The following is a 15,022-nucleotide window of genomic DNA, read 5'->3' as shown; positions in this document are numbered from 1 at the left end:
AAAAGAAGGAGACGAAGCATGCGTTTGCGCATTCCTGCCCTCGCCCTGGGCCTTTCCGTGCTGGCCTGGTCCGTACCGGCCGCGGCCCAGACGCCCGGCGTCACCGCCACCGAGATCAAGATCGGCTCGACCCAGCCGCTGAGCGGCCCGGCCTCGGCCTACGGCGTGGTCGCGGCCTCCACCGAGGCCTACTTCACGCGGCTCAACGAAGCCGGCGGCATCCACGGCCGCAAGATCACCTGGCTGCCCATGGACGACGCGTTCACGCCGGCCAAGACGGTGGAGCAGACGCGCAAGCTCGTGGAGCAGGAAGGCGTTTTCATGATCTTCGCGCCGCAGGGCACGGCGGCCTCGTCGTCGGTGACCAAGTACCTCAACGCGAAGAAGGTGCCGCAGTTCTTCGTGAACTCGGGCTCGCACCTGTTCCAGAACCCCAAGGACCTGCCCTGGACCGTGCCCTACCTGCCGACCTACTACGGCGAGTCGCGCATCTACGCCAAGCACATCCTGGCCAACAAGCCCGACGCCAAGGTCGGCGTGCTCTACCAGAACGACGACTTCGGCCGCGACTACCTGCGCGGCATCAAGGCCGGCCTGGGTGACAAGGCCGCGAAGATGGTCGTCAGCGAACAGGGCTACGAGGTGACCGATCCGACCGTGGACTCGCAGATCGTGGCGCTCAAGTCGGCCGGCGTGGACGTACTGCTGCTGGGCTCGCTGTCCAAGCAGTCCAGCCAGGCGATCCGCAAGATCGCCGACCTGAACTGGAAGCCCACGATCTACATGAGCTACATCTCAGCCAACGTGTCGCCGACCTTCACGAACGCGGGGCTGGACAAGGCCACCGGCATCATCACCGCCACCGCCATCAAGGACCCGACCGACACGCGCTGGGCGGGCGACAAGGACTTCCAGGACTGGCTGGCCTGGATGAAGAAGTACTACCCCAAGGGCGACCTCAACAACATGAGCAACGTGTTCGCCTACATCGCGGCCAACACGCTGGAGCATGCGCTGCGCGAGACCGGCAAGGATCTCACGCGCGAAGGCCTGCTCAAGACGCTCAGCACGCTGGACTACGCCGCCCCCATGCTCACGCCGGGTGTGAAGCTCACCTTCTCGCCCAACGACTACAACCCCTACAAGAAGCTGCAGATGCAGCGCTTCGATGGCACGAAGTGGACGCTGCTGGGCGAGCCCATCGGGGACTGACCGTTCAATCCGGCGTGAGCACCATCTTCAGCGCGCCGGCCTCGCGCGCGTCGAACAGCGCGTAGGCCTGCGCGCCCCGCGACAAGGGCATGCGGTGGCTGATCAGCCGCTCGGGCCGCAGCCGGCCCGAGGCCACCAGCGGGAACAGCGCCGGCAGCTCTTCCGACACCGAGCAGGTGCCGGTGCGGAAGGTCACGCCGTTGGCGAACAGGCGCTCCAGCGGGAAGGCATAGCGGCGCGTCTGGTGCACGCCGATGGCCGACACCGTGCCGCGCCGGCCGACCAGCCGCCAGGCCATGTCCAGCGTGGCGTCCAGGCCCACGACCTCGACCACGCAGTCGAGCTTGCGGCCCTGGGTCTCTTCGCGGATGGTCTCCAGTGCTGCGTCCGGGTGCAGCGCGCTGGCGCCGGCCTGCGCCGCCAGCGCGCGGCGCTCGGGCACGGGGTCGATGGCGTAGACGCGGTGCGCGCCCATCACGAAGGCACTGTCCACGGCCATCAGGCCGATGGGCCCCAGCCCGATCACGGCCACGCTGGCGCCGGGCCGCACATCGGCCTGGCGCACGCCGAACCAGGCCGTGGCCATGCCGTCGGTCAGCATCAGCGCCTGCTCCTCGGTGAGCCCATCGGGGATCTTCACGGCGTTGGCGTCCGCCGCCGGAATGCGGAAGGCCTCGGCCTGCAGGCCCTGCAGCGCGGGCGAGATGCCGTAGCACGAGCCCTGCCCGCTCTCGCAGCAGTTGACGTTGCCGGCCAGGCAGGAGCGGCAGGCACCGCAGCCGACCGAGGCCGGGATCATCACCTTGTCGCCCGCCTTGAGCCGCGTGACGGCGCGGCCCACCTCCACCACTTCGCCCACGGCCTCATGGCCCACGCAGAAGCCTGTCTCGGTGGAAAAGCCGTGGCCATGGAAGATGTGCAGGTCGCTGCCGCAGATCGCGCAGCTGCGCATCTTCACGATGGCGTCGCGGTCGGATTGCAGCTGCGGGTCGTCCATCGACTCGTGGCGGATGTCGCGGGTGCCGTGGTAGCGCAATGCCTTCATGCCGGGTCTCCTTGGGTTGACGTTGTCTCCATCCAAACTATACAGTCAGCTTGTCAGACAAACAGTCAAAAACGCAACCGGCGCCATGACGCCATCCACGGAGACAAGGCGATGACACGCAAGCTCAAGACCATCCTGGCAGCGGCATCGGTGCTGCTGGCCGCCCTGCCCGCGCTGGCGCAGAAGGCCTACGGGCCCGGCGTGAGCGACACCGAGGTCAAGCTCGGCCAGTCCATCCCCTACAGCGGCCCGCTGTCGTCCTACGCCACGCTGGGCAAGGCGCAGCTGGCCTACTTCAAGTGGGTCAACGACCAGGGTGGCATCAACGGCCGCAGGATCTTCCTGGTCTCGCTCGACGACGCCTACAGCCCGCCCAAGACGCTGGAGACGACGCGCCGCCTGGTCGAGCAGGACGGGGTGCTGGCCGTCTACGGCACCATCGGCACGCCCACCAACACCGCCATCCACAAGTACCTGAACGGCAAGAAGGTGCCGCACCTGCTGGCCTCCAGCGGCGGCACCAAGTGGAACGACCCCAAGAACTTTCCGTGGACCATGGCCTGGCTGCCGACCTACCACGCCGAGGGCCGCATCTACGCCGAGCACATCCTGCGAACCGTGCCCAACGCCAAGGTGGCCGTGCTCTACCAGAACGACGACTTCGGCAAGGACTACTACAACGGCTTCAAGGAGGGCCTGGGCGAGCGGCTCAAGCAGGTGGTGGTGGCCGAGGCCTCGTACGAAGCCACTGACCCGACGGTGGACTCGCAGATCGTGGCGCTCAAGAGTTCGGGCGCCAACGTGTTCGTGAACCTGGCCTCGCCCAAGGCCGCCGCGCTGGCCGTGCGCAAGGTGCACGAGCTGGGCTGGAAGCCGGCTGCGCAGTACCTGGTGTCGATCTCCTCGTCGGTGGGCGCGGTGCTCAAGCCCGCGGGCATCGACGCCTCCACCGGCCTGGTCACCGTGCTGTGGCTCAAGGACACGGCCGACAAGCAGTGGGCCGACGACGCCGGCATGCAGTGGTACCTGGACTTCATGAAGAAGTACTACCCCGAGGGCGACCCGAACGACCTCATGAACGGCATCGCCGTGTCGTCCGCAGCCGTCATGGCGCAGATCATCCGGCAGGCCGGCGACAACCTCACGCGCGAGAACCTCATGCGCCAGGCCGCCAGCCTGCAGGGCGCCACCACGCCGCTGCTGCTGCCCGGCATCACGGTGAACACCAGCGCCACGGACTTCGCGATGGTCGAGTCCATGCAACTGGCCAAGTTCGACGGCACCCGCTGGGTGCGCTTCGGCGAGGTGATGGGGAGATGAAGAACCTTCCCCCCAGGCGGCTTCGCCGCTCCCCCCTTCTGCTGCGCGAAGGGGGGCGGCCTGGCAGAGCCAGTTCCGCGGCGGTTGGTGGCATGGCCTGCTCCGCGGCCATCTGCACCGTGCCGTGCCGGCCGTTGCCGCTGACGTCATCCACCATCGAGAACCCGCGCGACCGCCATGCACACTGAACTCACCCAACTAGGCTCGCTCGGCGACCTGATCATCACCGCCATCCAGCGCGGCGGCGACCGCACCGCATTCATTCACGGCGAACGCCACACCAGCTACCGCGAATTCGGCGCACAGCTGGCGCGCCTGGTCGCCGCGCTCGATGCGCAAGGCTTGAAGAAGGGCGACACCATCGCCTCGCTGTCCGGCAACCGGCCCGAGGCCTTCCTGGTCTCGTGCGCGGGCTACCTGATGGGCCTGCGCGTGGGCTGGATCAACCCCACCGCATCGGAGAACGACCAGGCCTACCTGCTGACGGACGCCGGCGTGGGCACGCTGTTCATCGACCCCGACCTGTTCCGCGAGCGCGGCGAACGGCTGGCCACGCGCACCGGCATCCAGCGCGTCTGGTGGCTGGCGCCGACCGACGCGGGCACCGACATCGACACGCTCTGCCGCGACGCCACACCAGCCCCCTTGCTGCCGCGCGCCAGCGCCGACGACGTGGCTGTACTCGTCTACACCGGCGGCACCACGGGCGTGCCCAAGGGCGTCATCCACACCCACCGCGTGCAGGTGGCGATGACGCTGATGCAGCTGGCCGACTGGGACTGGCCGCAGGAAACGCGCTACCTGGCGCTGACGCCGATCACCCATGCCGCCGGCACCTTCATCCTGCCCACCCTCCTGCGCGGCGGCACCGTGGTGCTCACGCACGGCTTCAGCGCCGACAAGTTCATCGACCTCGTGGAGCGCCACCGCATCACCACCACCTTCCTGGTGCCCACGATGCTCTACGTGCTGCTGGACCACCCGCGGCTGGCCAGTGCGAACCTGTCCAGCCTGCAGATGGTGGCCTATGGCGCCGCACCCATGCTGCCGAGCCGGCTGGTCGAGGGCATGCGCCGGCTGGGCCCGGTGTTCATGCAGCTCTACGGCCAGTCCGAGGCGCCCATGATGATCACCGTGCTGCGCCAGCGCGACCACGATCCGGAGCAGCATCCCGAGCGCCTCGCTTCCTGCGGTCTGCCGGTCATCGGCAACCAGCTGCGGCTGCTCGACGAAGAAGGCCGCGAGGTGCCGCCCGGCGAGGTCGGCGAGATCTGCCTGCGTTCGCCGCTGGTCATGGCCGGCTACCTGAACAAGCCCGAGGAGACCGCCAAGGCGCTGCGCCACGGCTGGCTCTACACGGGCGACCTGGCGCGCCAGGACGCCGACGGCTACCTCTACATCGTCGACCGCTCCAAGGACATGGTGATCAGCGGCGGCTTCAACGTCTACCCGCGCGAGGTGGAGGATGTGCTGGCGCTGCACCCGGCTGTTTCGTCGGCCGCCGTGGTCGGCGTGCCCGATCCGAAGTGGGGCGAGCAGGTGCGGGCCATGGTGGTGTTCAAGCAGGGCCAGTCGGCCACGGCCGAGGAACTGATTGCGCTGGTGCGCGAGCACAAGGGCGCGGTGTGTGCGCCCAAGCAGATCCGCTTTGTCGAGCAGTTGCCGGTCACGACCATCGGCAAGCTCGACAAGAAGGCGGTGCGGGCGCGCTTCGTCGAGGAAGGCTGATCAGGTCTTCCTGCGCGCGACCTTGGGCCGCGCAGCTGGCACAGCGTCTGGCGCCGCGATGTGCTTCTGCGCGAGTTCGTACCCGCGCTTGAAGTCCACGATGTGCCGGATCGTGCACTGCTCGGCCTCGTCCGCATCGCGCCGGCGCAAGGCGGCCAGCAGGGCCCGCCGCGACTCCAGCATGCGCTTGCTGGCAGCAGGCACGTGGTCGAACACGGCCGTCTGGTAGCGCGGGTACATCTGCCGCCACATGGTCTCGTGGGCCAGCAGCAGCGCACGGTTGCCGCTCATGCGCGCCACCATGTCGTCGAACACGATGTTGGGCTCGACCAGCGAGGCACGCGTCTCGACCGCCTGCTGCAGCAGCGCGAGGTGCGCTTCGAGCGCATCCAGCTGCGCATCGCTCGCGCGCTCGGCGGCCAGCCGCGCCATGGCGGGGCCGACCGCGCGCACCGTCTCCCAGAGTTCCTGGAAGCTGATCTCCTGCAGCTGCACCATGCGCTCGAACTGCACACCCAGGTCTTCGTTGGACGGGTGGCTGATGACGAAGCGCCGGCTGGTCTCGCGCCGCAGCAGGCTGGCCTCCTCCAGCACGCGCACAGCCTCGCGCACGGTGGAGCGGTTGACGCCGAAGGTCTCGCACAGCTGGGCCTCGGTCGGCAGCGGATCGCCCGCGCGCAGCCGGCCGTCCAGGACCTGCTGCGTGACGGCCTCGGCCAGCATGCGGTAGGACGGCACGCGCTTGAGCTTGTCGAACGCGAACGCCGGCCCGGCCCCCGTGGTCTGTTGCGCTGTCCCGCCTTCCGCCATGCCGCTCTCCGCGATTCCAAAGGGGCCGATTGTCGCCAAGCTCAGCCGTGCCGCTCCAGCCGCCGCAAGGCGCGCCTGAACAGCAGCAGCGTGTGGCCGTGCAACAGCGCGCCAGCCTCACGGCTGGCCTGGCCGGCACAGGCGCGCGCGTAGGTGCCCTCCAGGATCAGGCCCAGCTTGTAGCAGGCCAGCACCTCGTACCAGAGGATGTGCTCCACGCTGCGCTTGCCGTGCGCGGCGTAGTGCGCCACCAGCTCCTCCGCCGCTGCGAAGCCCTGCCAGGGCTGGGTGCGGAACAGCGGCGCGGGCTCGGCGCCGGGCTCGGGCCAGGTGGCCAGCAGCCAGCCCAGGTCCAGCAGCGGGTCGCCGATGGTGACGAGTTCCCAGTCGACGATGGCCGCCACCTCGCCGCCGTCGGGCGCGAACAGCACGTTGGCCAGGTGGAAGTCACCGTGCAGGATGCCGGGGCGAAAGCTGTGGGGGCGATGCTGCTCCAGCCAGTCGGCCACCGCGGCGATGCCCGGGATCTCTGCCGGCCCGGGCCAGCCGGCGCAGTCGTGGTAGCTCTCCAGCTGCGCACGCCAGCGCGGCACCTGGCGTTCGAGGAAGCCATCGGGCTTGCCCAGGCCCGCCAGGCCGGCCGCCACATGGTCGACCTCGCCCAGCTCGATCAACGCGTCGACCATGGACAGACCCATGCGGTGGCGCAGCGCAGAGTCGGCACCCTGCCGCGGCGGCAACGCCACGGAGGCGTTGAAGCCGTCCACGGGCTCCATGAGGTAGAAAGCCGCGCCCAGCACCTGCGGATCGGCGCAGGCCGCGATCAGCGCGGGGTGCGGCACGCGGCTGCCGGCCAGCGCGGCCAGCACCTGGGCCTCGCGCTGCATGGTCTTGTTGCCGTCGGCACGCGGGTGCGCGGGCGGGCGGCGCAGCACGTAAGCGCGGCCGCTGCGCAGGTAACGCAGCAGCACGCTCTGCGTGCCGCCCGTGAGCGGCTGCACCTGCGTGATCGGGCCGCTGCCCAGGCCCTGGGCGTCCATCCACGCGGCCAGGCGGTCCAGGTCGACCAGCTCCGTCCACGGCTGCACGACAGCTTGCGCTTGCGCCATCGTCAGCCGAGCAGATGGCGGTACTTGGCCTCGGCAGCCGCCTTGGCACGCGGCCGGTGGTAGGCCGGGAACAGCTCGGTGCAGGCCTGGTAGTCGCGCAGCACCTGCCTGGCCACGGTGACCTTGTGCACCTCGGTGGGGCCGTCCGCCAGGCCCATGTGGTAGGACAGCACGAGCTGGTCGGTGTAAGGCATCTCGAGCGAGGCGCCCAGCGAGCCGTGGATGTGCAGCGCGCGTTCGGCGATGTCGTGCAGCACCTTGGGCATCAGCGCCTTCACCGCCGAGATGTCCTTGCGCACGCGCATGTAGTCCTGGTACTTGTCGATGCGCCAGGCCGTGCGCAGCACCAGCAGGCGGAACTGCTCCAGCTGGCACCAGGAGTCGGCGATCTTCTCCTGCACCATCTGCTTGTCGGCCAGCAGTTCGCCCTGGGTCGTGCGCGACAGCGCGCGCTCGCACAGCTGGTCGAAGGCCTTCTTCGCCTGGCCGATGGTGCGCATGGCGTGGTGGATGCGGCCACCGCCCAGGCGCGTCTGCGCCACGGCGAAGGCCTCGCCGGGCTGGCCCAGCATGTCGGAAGCCGGCACGCGCACGCCGTCGAACTTCAAATAGCCGTGCGTGGGCACGGGCTCGTCGGCCAGGCCCACGTTGCGCATGATCGTGAGGCCCGGCGCGTCCTTGGGCACGATGAACATCGACATCTGCTGGTACGGCGGCGCGTCGGGGTCGGTCACCACCATCACGATGAAGAACTCGGCGTAGCGCGCGTTCGAGGCGAACCACTTCTCGCCGGTGATGACCCAGTCGCCACCGTCCTGCACGGCGCGCGTCTTGAACACCTTGGGGTCGGCGCCGCCCTGCGGCTCGGTCATCGCGAAGCACGAGACGATCCGGTTGGCCAGCAGCGGCTCCAGGTACTTCTTCTTCTGCGCGGCGCTGCCGTAGTGCGACAGGATCTCCGAGTTGCCGGTGTCGGGCGCCTGGCAGCCGAACACGATGGGCGCGAAGTGGGCACGGCCCAGGATCTCGTTGAGCAGCGCCAGCTTCATCTGCCCGTAGCCCTGGCCGCCCTGGTGCGGCGCGAGGTGGCAGGCCCAGAGCTTGCGCGCCTTGACCTGCTCCTGCAGCGGGCGCACCAGCGTGACGAAGCGCGGGTCGTGGATGTCCCAGGGGCTGCCCAGCACGTGCTCCAGCGGCTCGACTTCCTCGTCGACGAAGCGCTCGACCCAGTCGAGCTGCGTTTGGAATTCAGGATCGGTCTCGAAGTCCCAGGACATGGGTGGCCTTTCAATGCGATGTAGAACAGATCAGTGGCGCGTTGCCAGCAGAGCACAAAGCCGGCTCGCAAGCAGCGGTTCGAGGGGCCGCGGGGCAGGCCATGCCAGCGGACGCCGCGCAACGGGCTCTGCCCGGGCGCTGGCGGCGCCCCCTGGGGGGACGGGACTTCTACACGCAGTGAGAAGTCCAAACGGGGGTGGTCTCACAACGTCAGGCCGCCGTCGACCGGGATGGTCTGGCCGATCACGTAGGCGGCCAGCGGCGAGGCCAGGAACAGCGCCACGCCGGCCATGTCGGTCGGCGTGCCGAAGCGGCCCAGCGGGATGCGCTCGATGGCCGCCCCCTTGCGCTCGGGATGGTCGGTGGTCACGCGCGTCATCTTGGTGGCCACGAAACCCGGCGCGATGCCGTTGACGCGGATGCCGTCGCGCGCCCAGGCGTCACCGAGCGTGCGCGTGAGGCCGAAGGCGCCGGCCTTGGACGCGGCATAGGCCGGGTTGCCGCGCACGGAATGGAAAGCCGCGGTCGAACTGATCGTGATGATGGAACCCTGGCTGGCCTTGAGCATCGCGTAGAACTTCTCGGCGAAGGTCATGAGGCTGGTCATGTTCACGTCCACCACCTGCTTGAAGGCCGGCGTCTTGAACTCCTGGCGCTTGTAGAGCACCTGGCCCTGCGACAGCACCAGCACGTCGAGCCGGTCGAACGGCGGCGCGAAGGATTCGATGGATTCGGTGCTGCCCGCGTCGATGCGGTGGTAGCGCAGGCCGTCCAGCTGCGAGTCGGGCGAATCCGCGTAGTCGGCCGCGCTGGCGCGCGTGCCGGCCACGTGCACCGTGGCGCCCTTGTTCCGGAACGCCTGGGCGATGCCGTTGCCGATGCCGCTGGAGCCGCCGACCACGAGCACGGTCTTGCCTGAAAAGTCGAGTTCATCCATCCGCATGCCTCCCGCTGAGTTGGTTTGCCCGACCATATCTCATTGTCTGACAAACAGTCAATCACACGAGAGCCATGCCGCCGTTACAAAACAGTCCGGCACGCACCGCCGCCGCGGCACGCGAATTGCACACACCGATGGCCATGGCGACGTCGTCCCCCTTTCCGCCCCGCACCGGTGCGCAATGGCGCACGCAGGAACTGCAGCTGCTCGGCCTGCTGGTGCCGTTGCTGGGCGACGCCGGCACGCCCGACCCGTTGCTGCGCGCCATGCTGGCCAAGATGGACGCCTTGCTGGGCCTGGAGCGCGGGCGCATCGTGCTGGTGATGCCGGGCGACACGCAGGCCCGCATCCACCTGGCCCACGGCCTCACGGACGCGGAGATCGCGCGCGGCGTCTATGCCCTGGGCGAAGGCGTCACGGGCCTGGTGTTGGCCAGCGGCCAGGCCGTGCTGGTGCAGGACATCGATGCGGAGCCGCGCTTCCTGGCGCGCAGCGTGGCACGCGACCACCTGCCCGACGAGGGCCAGGCCTTCCTCGCGCTGCCGATCCAGGTCGAGGCGCGCACCGTGGGCGTGCTGAGCTGCCACCGCAGCCGCCTGCCCGACCGCACGCTGGACGACGACCTGGATCTGCTGCGCCTGCTGGCCGCACTGGCAGGGCAGCGGCTGCGCCTGCGCGTGCCGCGCCCGCTGGTGCGCCCCTACCTGCCTGCCCATTCGCACACCCTGCAGGAGCTCGAGCGCGTGCTCGCGCTGCACGGCAATCGGCAGGCGCGCGCCGCCGAGGCTCTGGGGCTCACACTGCGCCAGTTCGGCTACCGGCTGCGCAAGGCCAGGGCCGAACGCGACGGTTGACCGGTGACCGGCCCGCTGCCAGTCTGGGGAAAACCCCCAGGATTGCGCGCCCCAATTGTTCCGGCGCTGACATTCACGCCAGGTGCTGCGTGACACACTGACCGCGTCAGTTCGACCAACGAGAGGAGACGCGATGCAGTGCCATGCAGGATTCCCTTTTTCCCGGTTCACGCTCACCGTCCTGGCCACCGGCGCCTTGCTGGGCTGCGGCGGCAGCGACGACCACGGTGACAACGGCGCGGGCAACGCGTCAGCCACGGCCGAGCAGGCGTGCGCGGCCCTGGCCGGCAAGACGCTCGCCGGTGCCACGGTGAGCGCGGCCGCCACGGTGGCCGCCACCGCCACGGCCCCGCTGTACTGCAAGGTCAACGCCACCATCGCGCCGCAACTCAACCTGGAACTGCGCCTGCCACAGCAGTGGAACGGCAAGCTCTACTACGGCGGTGGCGGCGGCTACAACGGCGCCATCCCCGATCTCTCCGGGCCCAACCTCAACGCGCTGACGCAGGGCTACGCCACGGTCAACAGCGACTCGGGCCACCAGGGCAATGGGCTGTCGGCCGACTTCGCGCTCAACGACACCTACGCCGCCAACCTGTTCGGCTCGCTGTCGGTGCCCACGGTGCTGTCGTCGGCGCGCGAGATGGTGCAGGCCGCCTACGGCAAGCAGCCCGACCGCGCCTACTTCGAAGGCTGCTCCAACGGCGGGCGCGAGGCGCTGATGGCAGCCCAGCGCAATCCCAACCTGTTCGACGGCATCATCGCGCGCGCGCCGGCCTACAACTGGGTGGGCTTCATGGGCCAGTTCAACCGCACGGCCAAGGCATTGGCCGCGCCCGGTGGCGGTTTCAGCGCCGCCAAGGTGGCCACGCTGGCGGCTGCCGTGCGCAACGCCTGCGATGCCGGCGACGGCATCGTCGACGGCGTGGTGGCGAATCCGCAGGCCTGCAGCTTCGACCCCGCCGTGCTGCGCTGCGCGGGCGGCGCCGACACCGGCAATGCCTGCCTGTCCGACGCACAGCTGGCGGCCGTGTCGTCGTGGACCGCCACGGCCTCGTGGGCCGGCGGCGCCTACACCAATGCGGGCTGGGCCCTCACCGGCAACGAGGACGATCCAGGCGCCTGGGCCACCTGGGTCAGCGGCACGCCGACCGTGCAATTTGCGCTGCAATACCTGTTCCAGGACACGACCGTCAAGAACTACCTGGCACGCGACCGCACACAGGACTCGCTGGCCTACACCTGGGATTCCAACCTCAACGCGGTCTACGCGCTGGCCGCACTGAACGACGCCACGAACGCCGACCTGCGGCCGTTCAAGAACAGCAACGCCAAGCTGATCCTCTGGCACGGCGGCAACGATGCGGCGCTGAGCCACAAGGCGACCACGGCCTACTACCAGGCCGCCACCGCCGCCGTGGGCGGCCAGGCCGCGATGGACGCGTTCGCGCGCTACTACATCGCCCCCGGCGTGAACCACTGTTCGGGCGGCCCGGGTGCCGATGACACCGACCTGCTGGCCGCGCTGGACAACTGGGTGAGCAACAACACGGCGCCAGGGACGCTGACGGCCAGGAAGGTCGCGGGCGGCGCCACGCAGCTCACGCGCCCGCTGTGCCAGTACCCGCAATACCCGCGCTACACCGGGCCCGCCAACAACGCGGCGGCCGCGGCGCTGGCCAGCAACTACACCTGCACGGCGCCCTGATGCGCGCCAGCGGTGCCGCACCCGCGGCACCGCCGCATGCGCACCGCCCCATGCCGACACCTGGCGAGCTCGCCGCCTTCTTCGAACGCTGCAGCTGGCCGCGCGCGCTGACGCAGGCCGAGCGCAGCGTGGCCTTCGAGGCACTGACCATGCGCTGCCACGACGCACATTCCCATGTCTGCCAGCGCGAGGAGATCGCCGACAGCTGGATCGGCGTGATGGAAGGCTTCCTCAGCGTGCAGGACACGACGCCGGAGGGCAAGCTGATCATGTACACCGGTGTCGCGCCGGGCGGCTGGGTCGGCGAAGGCTCGCTGCTCAAGCCGGAGCAGCGCAAGTACGAGATCATGGCCACGCGGCCCACCGTGACCGTGCACCTGCCGCGCAAGACCTTCGGCTGGCTGCTGGAGCGCAGCATCCCCTTCAACCACTTCATGCTGTCGCACCTGAACGAGCGGCTCGGGCAGTTCATCGCGATGGTGAAGTTCGACCGCCTGCTGGAGCCCACGGCGCGCGTGGCGCGTGGCATCTCCGGCCTGTTCCACCCGGTGCTGTATCCCAACACCGACGCCACGTTGCGCATCAACCAGGAGGAGCTGGGCTGGCTCGTCGGCGTGTCGCGCCAGCGGGTCAACACGGCGCTGACCGAGCTGGAGGCCGCGGGCCTGATCCGCCGTGGCTACGGCCACCTGGTGGTGATGGACCGGCAGGGCCTGTCGCGCTACCCCTAGTCAGGCCGCCGGCCCGCGCAGCTCCGCCCCCGCGTTGCGGTCCAGCCGCACGAACCACAGCAGCGACAGCATGGTCACGGCGCCGATGCACCAGTAGGCCAGCGCGAAGTCGCCCGCCGCCAGCTGCGCCGGATCGCCGCCGCGCCAGTGCGCCGCCAGGCCCAGCAGCGCGGCGCCGAACAGCACGCCGAGCGACAGCGAGAGCTGCTGCGCCATGGTCGCCAGCGTGGTGGCGTGGCTCATCCGCGGCTTGGGGATCTCCGAGTAGCCCAGCGTCTGCAGCGCCACCATGCCCATGGAGTTGACCAGGCCGCCCAGCATCAGCGTGACGAAGATCAGCGGGTGCGGCGTGGCCGGCGTGAACAGGCTGTAGCTCGCGTAGGCCAGGCTGGTCATCACCGTGGTGCCCAGCAGCAGCGGCTTGAAGCCCAGCCAGCCGATGGTGCGCGTGACCACCACGCGCGTGGCCAGCGAGCCGACCGCCGTGGCCACCGTGATCAGGCCCGATTCCAATGGCGACAGCCCGAAGCCCAGCTGCATCATGAGCGGCAGCAGAAAGGGCGAGGCGCCGATGGCGATGCGCAGCGGCATGCCGCCGACGATGGAGGCGCGGTAGGTCGGGTGCCGCAGGATCGTGAGGTCGATCAGCGGCGCCGCGATGCGCCGGCTGCGCCAGACGTAGAGCCCGAGCGCGGCCACGCCAGTGCCACCCGCCAGCCACTCCAGCCAGCCGGGCAGCAGGCCCTTGCCGGCGAATTCGACGGTGCCCAGCACCGCGGTAAGCCCCAGCGCCAGCAGGCCGAAACCGATGCCGTCGAACGGCGGCGGCGCGGGCGCCGGCTCGCCCGGCCGCGGCCCGGGCAGGAACTGCATCGCCAGCCAGATGCCCAGCAGCCCGAACGGCACGTTGACGAAGAAGATCCAGCGCCAGGACGTGAAGCTCACGATGGCGCCGCCGAACAGCGGCCCCAGCATGCGCCCGATGGTGGGCGGCACCGTGAACCAGACCATGGCCGAGACCATCAGCGCCGCCGGCACGCTGCGCAGCAGGATCAGCCGGCCCACCGGCACCATGAGCGCGCCGCCCATGCCCTGCAGGATGCGGAACAGCACCAGCTGGAGCAGCGTCTGCGCCATGCCGCACAGGGCCGAGCCCAGCGCGAACAGCGCGATGGCCCAGCAGAACACGCGGCGCGCGCCGAAGCGCTCGGCACACCAGCCCGACAGCGGCAGGAACACCGCCAGGCTCAGCAGGTAGGCCGTGATGGCCAGGTTCAGCCGCAGCGGCTGCACGTCGAGCGCGCGCGCGATGCTGGGCAGCGCGGTGGCCATGACCGAGGTGTCCAGGTTCTGCAGGAACAGCGGACAGGCGACGACGACGGGGATCAGCCGCGTGCGCCAGCCCACCGGCGCCGCATCGACCACTGCGCTCACACGATCTTTCCCGTGGGCAGGTCTGCCGGGTCCGGCGGATAGCGCAGCTGCAGGCTTTCCAGCTTGCGCTTGAGCAGCGTGGCGATCATGAGGTTGCGGTGCGTCTTGGAATCGGCCGGCACGATGGTCCAGGGTGCCCAGGGCGTGCCGGTGGCGGCGATGGTGTCCTGGTAGGCGCGCTGGTAGTCGTCCCATTGCGCGCGCACGGCCAGGTCCTCGGGCTGGAATTTCCAGCGCTTGGCCGGGTCGTCCAGCCGTGCCTGCAGGCGCTCGCGCTGCTCGTCCTTGCCGATGTGCAGCATGAACTTGCACAGCACGGTGCCGGTCTCGCAGAGCATGCGCTCGAAGTCGTTGATGTGGGCGTAGCGCTGGCGTTGCTGCTCGGGCGTGATCCAGCCATGCACGACGGGCACCAGCACATCCTCGTAGTGGCTGCGGTTGAAGACCACGATGTCGCCCGCGCGCGGCACCTCGCGGTGGATGCGCCAGAGCACGTCGTGCGCCTTCTCCTCGTCGCTCGGCGCCTTCCAGCCCACGGCGCGCACGCCCAGCGGGCTCGCGCGGCCGAACACGCCGCGCAAGGTGCCGTCCTTGCCGCTGGTGTCGATGCCCTGCAACACCACCAGCAGCTTGAAGCGCTTGTCGGCATAGAAGAGGTTTTGCAGCGCGTCGATCTCCAGCGCCAGCGCCTCCACTGCGGCCTTGTCCTGCCCCTTGTCGCCGCTGGAGAAGGGCTTGGCCGAGGGGTCGATGCCGGCCAGCTGGAAGCGGGCCTTGGGATTGCTGTGCGTCAGCGCGGCGAGCTTGCGGGCGCTGGGCCCGCCGTTGGAGGGTGCATTCATGCGGCGACGAT

At 69.6% G+C, this 15,022-nt stretch carries 13 protein-coding genes; 6 read left to right on the top strand and 7 right to left on the bottom strand.

Going from position 1 to position 15,022, the window contains the following annotated elements:
- Positions 1 to 18: 18 nt before the first annotated feature.
- Positions 19 to 1,212 (top strand): ABC transporter substrate-binding protein, encoded by a 1,194-nt coding sequence (locus ACSQ4M_RS09835; RefSeq protein WP_436189387.1) that lies wholly within the window; start codon positions 19 to 21, stop codon positions 1,210 to 1,212.
- A 4-nt stretch (positions 1,213 to 1,216) separates the two neighbouring features.
- On the opposite strand, the gene ACSQ4M_RS09830 is transcribed toward ACSQ4M_RS09835, so the two are convergent.
- A complete protein-coding gene (locus tag ACSQ4M_RS09830; RefSeq protein ID WP_436189386.1) occupies positions 1,217 to 2,257 on the bottom strand; it encodes an alcohol dehydrogenase family protein in 1,041 nt (346 codons plus the stop codon).
- A gap of 111 nt (positions 2,258 to 2,368) precedes the next feature.
- On the opposite strand from ACSQ4M_RS09830, the gene ACSQ4M_RS09825 reads away from it, so the two are divergent.
- Together ACSQ4M_RS09825 and ACSQ4M_RS09820 are read left to right on the top strand one after the other, a co-directional pair.
- On the top strand, positions 2,369 to 3,577 hold the full coding sequence (locus tag ACSQ4M_RS09825; protein ID WP_436189385.1) for an ABC transporter substrate-binding protein: 1,209 nt from the start codon (positions 2,369 to 2,371) through the stop codon (positions 3,575 to 3,577).
- A gap of 177 nt (positions 3,578 to 3,754) precedes the next feature.
- Positions 3,755 to 5,305, top strand: coding sequence for an AMP-binding protein (locus ACSQ4M_RS09820; protein WP_436189384.1), 1,551 nt, complete (start codon positions 3,755 to 3,757; stop codon positions 5,303 to 5,305).
- Here ACSQ4M_RS09820 and ACSQ4M_RS09815 read toward each other — a convergent pair whose 3' ends face one another.
- From ACSQ4M_RS09815 to ACSQ4M_RS09800, 4 genes are all read right to left on the bottom strand, one after another.
- On the bottom strand, positions 5,306 to 6,115 hold the full coding sequence (locus ACSQ4M_RS09815) for a FadR/GntR family transcriptional regulator (protein WP_436189383.1): 810 nt from the start codon (positions 6,113 to 6,115) through the stop codon (positions 5,306 to 5,308).
- A 41-nt stretch (positions 6,116 to 6,156) separates the two neighbouring features.
- A complete protein-coding gene (locus ACSQ4M_RS09810) occupies positions 6,157 to 7,224 on the bottom strand; it encodes a phosphotransferase family protein (RefSeq protein ID WP_436189382.1) in 1,068 nt (355 codons plus the stop codon).
- A gap of 2 nt (positions 7,225 to 7,226) precedes the next feature.
- Positions 7,227 to 8,501 (bottom strand): acyl-CoA dehydrogenase family protein, encoded by a 1,275-nt coding sequence (locus ACSQ4M_RS09805; RefSeq protein ID WP_436189381.1) that lies wholly within the window; start codon positions 8,499 to 8,501, stop codon positions 7,227 to 7,229.
- A gap of 203 nt (positions 8,502 to 8,704) precedes the next feature.
- Positions 8,705 to 9,439 carry an SDR family NAD(P)-dependent oxidoreductase gene (locus tag ACSQ4M_RS09800; RefSeq protein WP_436189380.1) on the bottom strand — a complete coding sequence of 245 codons (735 nt, stop codon included), beginning with the start codon at positions 9,437 to 9,439 and terminating at the stop codon, positions 8,705 to 8,707.
- 143 nt (positions 9,440 to 9,582) lie between these two features.
- On the opposite strand from ACSQ4M_RS09800, the gene ACSQ4M_RS09795 reads away from it, so the two are divergent.
- The 3 genes from ACSQ4M_RS09795 to ACSQ4M_RS09785 all read left to right on the top strand — a co-directional run bounded on the left by ACSQ4M_RS09795 (position 9,583) and on the right by ACSQ4M_RS09785 (position 12,735).
- Positions 9,583 to 10,296 (top strand): GAF domain-containing protein, encoded by a 714-nt coding sequence (locus tag ACSQ4M_RS09795; RefSeq protein ID WP_436189379.1) that lies wholly within the window; start codon positions 9,583 to 9,585, stop codon positions 10,294 to 10,296.
- A gap of 133 nt (positions 10,297 to 10,429) precedes the next feature.
- Complete coding sequence (locus ACSQ4M_RS09790) at positions 10,430 to 12,004, top strand: tannase/feruloyl esterase family alpha/beta hydrolase (RefSeq protein ID WP_436189378.1); 1,575 nt, start codon at positions 10,430 to 10,432, stop codon at positions 12,002 to 12,004.
- Between the two features lie 50 nt (positions 12,005 to 12,054).
- Positions 12,055 to 12,735: a Crp/Fnr family transcriptional regulator gene (locus ACSQ4M_RS09785; protein WP_436189377.1), complete on the top strand. Its 681-nt coding sequence runs from the start codon at positions 12,055 to 12,057 to the stop codon at positions 12,733 to 12,735.
- Here ACSQ4M_RS09785 and ACSQ4M_RS09780 read toward each other — a convergent pair whose 3' ends face one another.
- Together ACSQ4M_RS09780 and ACSQ4M_RS09775 are read right to left on the bottom strand one after the other, a co-directional pair.
- Positions 12,736 to 14,169 carry an MFS transporter gene (locus tag ACSQ4M_RS09780; RefSeq protein ID WP_436189376.1) on the bottom strand — a complete coding sequence of 478 codons (1,434 nt, stop codon included), beginning with the start codon at positions 14,167 to 14,169 and terminating at the stop codon, positions 12,736 to 12,738.
- Positions 14,166 to 15,011 carry a PPK2 family polyphosphate kinase gene (locus ACSQ4M_RS09775; protein WP_436189375.1) on the bottom strand — a complete coding sequence of 282 codons (846 nt, stop codon included), beginning with the start codon at positions 15,009 to 15,011 and terminating at the stop codon, positions 14,166 to 14,168. The genes ACSQ4M_RS09780 and ACSQ4M_RS09775 overlap by 4 nt, the downstream gene beginning before the upstream one ends.
- Between the last annotated feature and the right edge of the window lie 11 nt (positions 15,012 to 15,022).

The organism is Pseudorhodoferax sp. LjRoot39, assembly GCF_964253035.1.
GTDB lineage: Bacteria > Pseudomonadota > Gammaproteobacteria > Burkholderiales > Burkholderiaceae_C > Pseudorhodoferax.
Note: the sequence above shows the minus strand (reverse complement) of the source record. Positions and strands in the feature narration are given on the sequence as shown.